The 3,427-nt window shown below is 66.3% G+C and carries 4 protein-coding genes; 1 reads left to right on the top strand and 3 read right to left on the bottom strand.

Annotated elements, in window-relative coordinates; genetic code table 11:
* The 3 genes from VI056_10310 to VI056_10300 all read right to left on the bottom strand — a co-directional run.
* Positions 1 to 338: cupin (locus VI056_10310; GenBank protein ID HEY6203425.1), on the bottom strand; the 338-nt coding region annotated here is incomplete at its 3' end.
* The gene (locus VI056_10305) at positions 335 to 1,333 is read right to left on the bottom strand and encodes an LLM class flavin-dependent oxidoreductase (GenBank protein HEY6203424.1); all 999 of its coding nucleotides are present in this window, start codon (positions 1,331 to 1,333) and stop codon (positions 335 to 337) included. The genes VI056_10305 and VI056_10310, both read right to left, overlap by 4 nt.
* Before the next feature lie 79 nt (positions 1,334 to 1,412).
* Positions 1,413 to 2,501, bottom strand: coding sequence for an ABC transporter substrate-binding protein (locus tag VI056_10300; protein ID HEY6203423.1), 1,089 nt, complete (start codon positions 2,499 to 2,501; stop codon positions 1,413 to 1,415).
* 47 nt (positions 2,502 to 2,548) lie between these two features.
* Here VI056_10300 and VI056_10295 point away from each other — a divergent pair, with 47 nt between their 5' ends.
* A complete protein-coding gene (locus VI056_10295) occupies positions 2,549 to 3,406 on the top strand; it encodes an alpha/beta hydrolase (GenBank protein HEY6203422.1) in 858 nt (285 codons plus the stop codon).
* The last annotated feature ends 21 nt before the right edge of the window (positions 3,407 to 3,427 follow it).

Below are 3,427 nucleotides of genomic sequence, written 5' to 3'. Positions count from 1 at the left end.
GTGTCCCACGGCCGCCAGTCGAGGCGCTGTCCGTCGATCTCGGTCCAGCCGCGGCCGGATTCGATGAACTCGATCGCATCCCACGAGTGGCGGTGGATCGTGGTGGTCGAATGCGGGGCGAGCTCGTGGATCGTCGCGTCGAGGTTCTTCGTCGGACGATCGCCGTCGTAGCCGGCGTACACGCCGCTGCGGATACGGCGGCTCGGTACGTCATGCATCACGACGTCGCGCCGTTTGAGGACGTTCTTGTGATAGCCCTTCCACTCGTCGAGAAGCGATTCGCGACGCTTCTTCTGGATCTCGTAGTGGGTGGTCTGCGTGGTGGTCGTCGTCTTCATCGCGCGGCCGCCCCCGCGCGCGCGCCGCTCACCTTGGGGAGCACCTCGCGCGCGAGGGTCTCGATCTGCTCGATCCAATCGGGATAACGCATGCGGAAGTCGAAGACAAGGAGATCGCAGCCGAGCTCCTGGTAGCGCTGCACCCCGCGGACGATGTCATCCGGCGTCCCGGCGAGGATCGAGCCGTCGAGCTCCTCGATCTTCGTGAACTCGCCTGAGGGCGGCTTGAGCCAGAACTTCTGCGCGTTCGCGTTCTTGATGAGACCGGGCACGTTGAGCCGCTCGACGGCGGACTTCGTCGTCGTGTCGATGCTCGTGACCGGGACCGCCCCGGTCATGACCATCGGCTTTCCCTGCTCGTCGGCCATCTGGCGGATCTTCTTCACGCGCGCGGCGTACGTCGGGAACGTGATGCGCCCCGGCAGCCAGCCCTCGCAGAAGTCGACGGCGAGCCGCGCTGCCGCAGGCGTCGCTCCGCCCCACCACACCGGCACCGGATGCAGCGGCTGCGGCTTGAGGTCGACGTCGTTGAACTTGTAGCGCTCGCTGCTCCACTCGACCGTCTCACCCGCCCAGAGCTTCCGCGCGATGAGCACCTGCTCCTTCATCATCTGGACGCGATCCTCGGTGCCCTGACCGATGACCTCGAACTCGTGGTCGAACGTGCCCGAGCCGATGCCGAGATCGAACTTCCGTCGCGTGATCCAGGACATCGACGCGACGCTGTAGGCCATGAGGATCGGATGGCGGAACGGGATGATCGTCGCGGCGCCCAGCCCGATCTTGTCGGTGACGCCGGCGAGATACGTCAGCGTCACGAACGGCTCGATGAAGGTGCGGTCCGTGCCCTCCATGCCGTGCGGATGGAAGACGAGGTGGTCGCGCACCCAGAGCGAATCGAAGCCGAGGCTCTCGGCCAGCCGCGCGCCCTCGACGAGCAGATCCTGATCCGCCTCGAGCCCGAAGTGGGGCACGAGCAGACCGAAACGGGTCATGGCGGTCTCCTTGTCCCGAATATGAGGATGCCCCCGCGACGCGTGCCACGGGGGCATCCTCGGCGCTACAACGGTGAGATTAGTTGGTCGTCGGGATGTTGTTCTTCTGGTAGAAGCCGATGTCCTTGAGCTTCGTGAGGTAGCTCAGGTCGAACGCCTTGGTGACGTCGACGTCCTTGACCGCCGGGTTGACCGACGCGAGCACGTCGCGTGGTGCGGTGAATGCGTCCGCCGTGAAGGTCATCGACCGCGAGCCGTAGGTGAGGAAGTCCTTCATCACGAGGTCGGCGGCATCCGCCTTCACCTGCGCCCAGTCGACGAACTTCGCCGTCGCGGTCGCCGTGTCGGTCCAGATCGAGTTCTGCGCCTCGAGCGCCGCCGCCACCACGACGAGCGCGGTGTTCGGGTTCTTCTGAAGGAACGAGGTCTTCGCCATGAGTCCGCTGCGGCCCCACTGGAGCTTGGCCTTCGAGAGGTCGATGAGCAGGTTGAGGCCCGCGTCCTTCATCGCCTTTTCCTGGGACATGCCGACGACCGCGCAGCCGACCGATCCGCCCTTGAGTGCTGCGATCCGGACGCCCTCGCCTCCGGTCTGGGTGATGACAGCGTCCTTGTCGGTCAGGCCGATGCCCTTGAGCATCAGCAGCGCGGAGCCGTGCGACGTGCCACCGAAGGTGCTGATCGCGACCGACTTGCCCTTCACGTCCGCGGGGACCTTGATGTCCTTGCCGCAGAAGAGACCGTCGGTCAGCGTTGTGCTGTTCATCGAGATGACCTTGACCGGCGTGTCGGTGACCACGGAGTTGATCGCGGTCGAGGCGCCACCGACGAAGAAGTCGACCTGGTCCGCGATGAGCGCCTGGAGCGCCTTCCCATCACCCTCGAACCCGGTGACCTCGACGGTCGTGATGCCGTACTTCTTGTAGAAACCGAGCCGCTCGGCGAGCGTCTCCGCGAACTGCACCGGCTCGGTCGGCGTGCTGATGCCGATGCGGACCTTCGTGAGCTCCGGCACCGGCAGCTGACCGAGTGCCGCGCTCGGGGCGGCGCTTGCGGCCGTCGTCGGCGCGCTGCTCGCCGCTGGTGTCGTGCCGCCGCACGCGGCGACCGCGATGCCGGCTGCCATGACGGTCGCGAGCAGCTTGAACAGAGCAGTTCTCGACAACATCACCCTCACCTCTTGAACCACATTGGACGCGTCGTGGACTTTGGCGAATGTACTCCCAACTCTCGGCCATCGTCTACGCTCGCGACACGAGCGAGTCGAGCGGCCACCCCATCGCGCACGAGCTCCGCGGCAAGGGCGTTCCCATCGTGCTCGTCGCTGGGACGGGTTATCACGGGGCGACATGGCCAGCGGAATTCACCACGCCGCTCCTCGAGCGACATGCCGTGCTCACGTTCGATCATCGCGGCACCGGGAAGACACCGCCGTCGCCGGATCGATATTCCACACGCCTTTTCGCCGAGGACGCGATCGGGCTCATGGACGCCCTCGGCCTTCCGGCGGCGCACGTGCTCGGCCATTCGATGGGCGGGCGCGTCGCGCAATGGATGGCGCTCGACCATCCCGAGCGGATCCGCACGCTCATCCTCGCTGCGTCGGGACCCGGCCAGTTCCGCGACGACCGTCCTGTCACACGCGGCATCCCGGTGCACGCGGCCAAGGAGATGATCGAGCTCGGCTACGAGCGGTACATGCGCGAGCACATCCGCGACACGTTCTTCACTCCGGAGTTCGCCGCCGCGCACCCCGAGCGTGTCGCGTGGCTGCACGACGCGTTCTGGTCGCAGCGTCCCGACCTCGAGAACTACCTGCGCCACGTGCTCGCTCGCCAGGAGCACCAGACCGCGGGCCGGCTCGGCGAGATACGCATGCCGACGCTGGTCATGATCGGCGACCGCGACACGCAGATCATGGGCACCGGGTCACATGTCGAGCAGTCGGAGTTCCTTCTCGCGCATCTCCCGAATGCGACGAAACGCGTCGTGGAGGGCGCCGCGCACGGGTACTTCTGGCAGCTACCCGAGCGCTCTGCGGAGATCGTGCTCGACTGGACGAGCACCCGGTAGCGAGGTGAAGCGCACCGGGTA

The sequence above is a fragment of the Candidatus Limnocylindria bacterium genome (genome assembly GCA_036523395.1).
GTDB lineage: Bacteria > Chloroflexota > Limnocylindria > P2-11E > P2-11E > CF-39.
This window is presented reverse-complemented; position numbering and strand designations above follow the sequence as displayed.